This is a genomic window from Microbacterium sp. zg.Y909, from assembly GCF_024626565.1.
Genome location: NZ_JANJFJ010000321.1, coordinates 1 through 5060 on the forward strand (window position 1 = coordinate 1; position 5060 = coordinate 5060).

4 protein-coding genes, 1 other RNA gene and 1 pseudogene are annotated in these 5060 nt (G+C 71.5%); 3 read left to right on the plus strand and 3 right to left on the minus strand.

The window, feature by feature from the left end; genetic code table 11:
* From NQ160_RS18135 to NQ160_RS18145, 3 genes are all read right to left on the minus strand, one after another.
* Positions 1 to 223: hypothetical protein (locus NQ160_RS18135; protein ID WP_257516531.1), on the minus strand; the 223-nt coding region annotated here is incomplete at its 3' end.
* The gene (locus tag NQ160_RS18140) at positions 210 to 1502 is read right to left on the minus strand and encodes a DUF58 domain-containing protein (RefSeq protein ID WP_257516532.1); all 1293 of its coding nucleotides are present in this window, start codon (positions 1500 to 1502) and stop codon (positions 210 to 212) included. The genes NQ160_RS18135 and NQ160_RS18140, both read right to left, overlap by 14 nt.
* A gap of 7 nt (positions 1503 to 1509) precedes the next feature.
* Positions 1510 to 2502 (minus strand): AAA family ATPase, encoded by a 993-nt coding sequence (locus NQ160_RS18145; protein WP_257516533.1) that lies wholly within the window; start codon positions 2500 to 2502, stop codon positions 1510 to 1512.
* A gap of 101 nt (positions 2503 to 2603) precedes the next feature.
* Here NQ160_RS18145 and ffs point away from each other — a divergent pair.
* The 3 genes and pseudogenes from ffs to NQ160_RS18160 all read left to right on the plus strand — a co-directional run.
* An RNA gene (ffs, locus tag NQ160_RS18150) (signal recognition particle sRNA small type) lies at positions 2604 to 2700 on the plus strand.
* 97 nt (positions 2701 to 2797) lie between these two features.
* On the plus strand, positions 2798 to 4930 hold the full coding sequence (gene pta, locus NQ160_RS18155) for a phosphate acetyltransferase (protein ID WP_257516534.1): 2133 nt from the start codon (positions 2798 to 2800) through the stop codon (positions 4928 to 4930).
* Positions 4927 to 5060, plus strand: a pseudogene (locus tag NQ160_RS18160) (acetate kinase); the annotation flags it as partial. The gene pta and the pseudogene NQ160_RS18160, both read left to right, overlap by 4 nt.

Sequence of the window (5060 nt, forward strand, 5' to 3'; positions counted from 1 at the left end):
GCTGGATGCCGGTGGCTGCAAGGGCAGGCAGGCGCCGGGCGTGGGCGAGGTGGCCGGCCGTCAGCAGCGCCGCCGTCAGCGCCACCGAGGCCACCAGCCAGCCGCCCGGAGCGATCACGTCCACGAGGGGCAGCGCGGATGCCACGATGACCGCCGCCACCGCGAGGGTGAGCCGCAGGTGCGCGCGGCTGCGGCGGGGGCGTGCACCGTCAAGCGACGACATGGCCCGCCTCCCGTTCGACGGCTTGCTGCCATGCCGGCACGAGGTCCGCACCCGCTGGGATCGACGCGACCCGCCAGCCGTGGGCCGCGGCGCGCGGCAGCGCGTCGTCGACCGGTGACACCGCGAACAGCAGTGGCAGCGACGAGTGGTGGGCGACCGGGGCCAGGGCCGCGGCATCCGCCACATCGAACCTGCCGACGATGACGACCACGGGGCCGCTCGTTCCGCCCGTGAACAGCGGCGCAAGGTCGGCCAGATGGTCGTCGCGGCGGGTGACGAGGGTGGCGAACGAGGTGCCGAGCATCTCCACGGCAGCGAGGTCGCCGCCTTCGAGCGGGTCGGCCAGCGCCCGGCCGTCGGAGTCGGTCGCCGTGACGGTGTAGCCCTCCCGCACGAGCCTCGCGACGATCGAGATGCAGGCGCTCAGCGCCGACTCGAAGCCGTCGTCCAGACCCGCCCCGCGCATCGCGTGGGGGCTGAACCTGCCGGTGGCCAGGTCGAGCACGACCGTGGCCGCCGGCGTCGACTCCTGCTCCTCCTGGCGCACCATCAGCTCGTCGCGATGGGCGCTCGCGCGCCAGTGGATGCGGCGCATCGAGTCGCCGGGCGCGTAGGCGCGGGGGATGAGGTTGTCGGTGCCCTGCCCGAGCTCGTTGGACGACGTGTGCCGACTGCCGCCCGCTTCGCCGGGGAGGTTGGTCAGAGGCGGCAGATCGACGACCTCGGGCGCCACGATCACCCGGGTCCGCTCGCTCAGCACGTGGGTGCGGCGCACGAGCCCGAAGGGATCGGTCGACGACACCGTGAGCGGACCGAGGGTGTGCACCCCTCGGCGGGCGCCGACGATGCGGTAGTCGACGTCGACGGTGTGGGCCTCACCCCGCAGGCCGGAACCGAGCGCCGGGAACACCCCGCGTGCCGCGCCGCCGCCGCGCCCTCCGTCACCCGCCACGTCCGTGGGGGAGCGCCAGGCGAGCCCGGGCGACAGCGTGTCGCGCCACATGCCCTGACCCGACGCGATCGCCGCGCGCAGCGAGACCCGCACCGTTACCTGACCCTCTTGCCCGACCGTCAGCACGTCGGGTTCGACCGTGCGGGTGATGCCGTCGGCGCGTCGGACGGCGTACAGGCTCACCACTGCAGCGGCGACGACGGCGAACAGCAGCATCGCCACGTACAGCAGCTCGACGACCCCCCGGTCGGCGGCGACGACCAGGCACACCAGCCCCAGCAGCATGGCACCCGTGCCCCGGATCGTCAGCGGCCACAGGCGTCCCATGGTCACCTCACGCGCGCGCGGTGAGCGGTACGCGCACCGATGCCGCGATCTGCGTCAGCACCGACGCGACCGCATCGGTGGTCGAGCGCGCCCTGGCCGTGCCGGCGCTGCGGGTGGGGATGAGGCGGTGCGCGAACACCGGCACGAGGAGGGCTGCGATGTCGTCGGGAATGACGAACGGGCGGCCGTCGAGCGCCGCACGCACCTTCGCGGCGCGCACGAGCTGCAGGGTGGCCCGGGGACTCGCACCCAGCCGCAGGTCGGCGTGGGTGCGCGTGGCCTGCGCGAGCGCGACGGCGTACTCCTCCACCGCGGGGGAGAGGTGCACGCTGCGCGCCCACCCGATCAGCTCGCGCACGATGTGCGAATCGACGACCGGGGTGATCGCGTCGAGGGGGTTCACCGTGTCGCGCCGCCGCAGCATGAGCCCCTCGCTGGCGGCATCGGGATAGCCCATCGAGACGCGCATCATGAATCGGTCGCGCTGCGCCTCGGGAAGGGCGTACGTCCCCTCCATCTCGAGCGGATTCTGGGTGGCGACGACGAGGAAGGGCTCCGGCAGAGCGTGGGATTCGCCGTCCACGGTGACCTGGTGCTCCTCCATCGCCTCGAGCAGCGCCGACTGGGTCTTGGGGGAGGAGCGGTTGATCTCGTCGGCGATGACGATGTGCGCGAAGATCGCTCCCCGCTTGAACTCGAACTCCCGGTCGACGGGGTTGAACACCGACACGCCCGTGACGTCGCCGGGAAGCAGATCGGGGGTGAACTGGATGCGCCGCACCGTGGCGTCGACGGATGCCGCGAGAGCGCGCGCCAGCATGGTCTTGCCGACGCCGGGCACGTCTTCGATGAGCAGGTGTCCCTCGGCGAGCAGGCAGGTGAGTGCGGAGCGCACCGCATCGGGTTTGCCGTCGATCACGCGGGAGACAGAAGCCGCGATCGCCTCGGTCAGGCGGGCGAACGATTCCGCGGTGATCTCGTCCCCAGACTGCTCACTCATGCATTCCCCTCAATGGGTGGGCGGTGCGGCGCGCCGGCGCGTCGCTGCCCCGATCGTAACCCCGTGCGTCAGGGCGGTGGGCCGAGTCGGGCTACACTGGTGTCAGCTCTCCGCGAGGCGGCATCCAGGCCAACTCCCCCAGGACGGAAACGTAGCAAGGGTAACCAGGCTCTGCCGGGTTCGCGGAGAGTCTTACTTTTCCCGCGCGGCAGCGTCGCCCCCTCGCGGATCACCACCGGTGTTATTCACGGAGCACCATCTGACGGGCCGCGACAGTCCCGCCTAGGCTGTGCAGGTGGCACAGAGCATCTACATCACCTCGGCCGAAGGCCATTCCGGTAAGTCGACGATCGCGCTGGGCGTGCTCGACGCGCTCAGCCGTGCGACGCCGCGGGTGGGGGTGTTCCGCCCCATCGCCCGCTCCACGGCCGAGCGCGACTACGTGCTCGAGATGCTGCTGGACCACGACGGCGTCGACCTCGACTACGACGAGTGCGTGGGGGTCACCTACGACGACGTGCGCGCCGACCCCGAGGCGTCACTCGCGCGCATCGTGGAGCGCTTCAAGGCCGTCGAGCGCCAGTGCGATGCGGTCGTGGTGGTCGGCAGCGACTACACCGACGTCGGCAGCCCCGCCGAGCTCGGCTACAACGCCCGCATCGCCGCCAACCTCGGCACCCCCGTGCTGCTGGTGATCGGCGGCCGGGCGCTGCAGGGCCAGAGCGAGCAGCTGGGCACCACGACCGCGCGCACACCGGCGGAGATGGGTCAGATCGCCGCGCTCGCCGTGGCTGAGCTCGAGCACGGACGCGCCGACCTGTTCGCCGTCGTGGCCAACCGGGCCGACCCCGAAAAGCTCGACGAGATCATCGCCGCCGTGACCGAGGCCACGGCGGCCGCCCAGCCCGGCCGCGAGATTCCGGTGCGCGCGATCCCTGAAGACCGCTATCTCGTGGCCCCGTCGGTGCGCGGCATCCTGCGGGCCGTCGAGGGGACCCTCGTCAAGGGCGACTCCGAGCTCATGACTCGCGAGGTGCTGAGCATCGTCGTGGCCGGCATGTCGATGGTCAACGTCCTTCCCCGGCTCACGGAGTCGGCCGTGGTGGTCATCCCCGCCGACCGCACCGAGGTGCTGCTGGCCACGCTGCTGGCGCACACCTCCGGCACGTTCCCGTCGGTGGCGGCCGTCGTGCTCAACGGGCCGTTCCCGCTCCCCGAATCGATCGACAAGCTGATCGACGGGCTCGGCTCGACCGTGCCGATCATCGCGACCGACCTCGGCACCTACGACACCGCCGTGCGGGTGATGAACGCCCGCGGCCGGCTGGCGGCCGACTCGCAGCGGCGCTACGACACGGCGCTGGCCCTCTTCGAGAAGCACGTCGACACCGAGGCGCTGACGAAGGCGCTCGGAGTGGCGGGGACCACCGTGGTGACGCCCCTGATGTTCCAGTACGCCCTCATGGAGCGTGCGCGCAGCGATCGCCGCCGCATCGTGCTGCCCGAGGGCGACGACGACCGCGTGCTGCGCGCCGCGGCCACCGTGCTCTCGCGCGGCATCGCCGACCTCACGATCCTCGGTGAAGAGACCGAGGTGCGAAGCCGCGCCCTGGAGCTCGGCATCGACCTGTCGGGCGCCCAGATCACGAGTCCCTTCGACAGCGCGCTGGTGGACCGGTTCGCCCAGGAGTACACCCGCCTGCGCGCCCATAAGGGCATGACGTACGAGCGCGCGTCGGACACCGTCACCGACGTGTCGTACTTCGGCACGCTCATGGTGCACATGGGTCTCGCGGACGGCATGGTCTCGGGGGCGGCGCACACCACCGCCCACACCATCCGCCCCGCCTTCGAGATCATCAAGACCCGCCCGGGCGTCTCGGTCGTCTCGAGCGTCTTCCTCATGGCGCTCGCCGACCGCGTGCTCGTCTACGGCGACTGCGCCGTCATCCCCGACCCCACGAGCGAGCAGCTCGCCGACATCGCGATCTCGTCGGCGGCAACGGCCGCCCAGTTCGGCATCGACCCGCGCGTGGCGATGCTGTCGTACTCGACGGGGGAGTCCGGCACAGGCGCCGACGTCGAGAAGGTGAGGGCGGCCACCGCCCTCGTGCGCGAGCGCGCGCCGCAGCTTCCGGTCGAAGGACCGATCCAGTACGACGCGGCGGCCGATGCGGCCGTGGCATCCAAGAAGATGCCCGGCTCCGACGTCGCCGGACGCGCGACGGTGTTCGTCTTCCCCGACCTCAACACCGGCAACAACACCTACAAGGCCGTGCAGCGCTCGGCCGGCGCCATCGCCATCGGGCCGGTGCTGCAAGGGCTCAACAAGCCCATCAACGACCTGTCGCGCGGCGCCCTCGTCGACGACATCGTCAACACGATCGCGATCACCGCGATCCAGGCTCAGGGAGAGGCAAGCGCATGAGCGTGGTGCTGGTGGTCAACAGTGGGTCGTCGTCGTTCAAGTACCAGCTGGTCGAGCCGGAGGACGGCCGCGTGCTCGCCTCAGGCATCGTCGAGCGCATCGGCGAGGCGATGGGCGCGGCCCGGCACAC